This window comes from Staphylococcus xylosus (assembly GCF_002732165.1).
GTDB lineage: Bacteria > Bacillota > Bacilli > Staphylococcales > Staphylococcaceae > Staphylococcus > Staphylococcus xylosus.
Map to the genome: position 1 here is coordinate 1 of NZ_MRZO01000021.1, position 563 is coordinate 563.

Consider the following 563-nt stretch of genomic DNA (forward strand, 5'->3'; position numbering starts at 1 on the left):
AGGTGCGGCTGGATCACCTCCTTTCTAAGGATATATTCGGAAACATCTTCTTACGAAGATGAAATAGGAATAACATTGACATATTGTATTCAGTTTTGAATGCTCATTAGAGTATTCATATCGAAATGGGCCTATAGCTCAGCTGGTTAGAGCGCACGCCTGATAAGCGTGAGGTCGGTGGTTCGAGTCCACTTAGGCCCACCATTAGATTTGAATATTTTTATGGGGGCTTAGCTCAGATGGGAGAGCGCCTGCTTTGCACGCAGGAGGTCAGCGGTTCGATCCCGCTAGTCTCCACCATAAAATAAAATTTGTACATTGAAAACTAGATAAGTAAGTAAAATTTATGATTTTACCAAGCAAAACCGAGTGAATTAGAGTTTTTTAACAAGCTTTGAATTCAAAAAGAAATAATCGCTAGTGTTCGAAAGAACACTCACAGATTAATAACATTTTGGGTTTTCAACCGACTTGTTCGTGTTGAAAGTCAAAAAAGATTAAGTTATTAAGGGCGCACGGTGGATGCCTTGGCACTAGAAGCCGATGAAGGACGTTACTAACGA

General features: G+C 40.3%; 2 tRNA genes. Both read left to right on the forward strand.

Annotated features, from left to right (window positions below):
- Positions 1–127 precede the first annotated feature (127 nt).
- Positions 128–204, forward strand: a tRNA-Ile gene (locus BTM19_RS12875).
- A gap of 20 nt (positions 205–224) precedes the next feature.
- A tRNA-Ala gene (locus tag BTM19_RS12880) sits at positions 225–300 on the forward strand.
- Positions 301–563 lie beyond the last annotated feature (263 nt).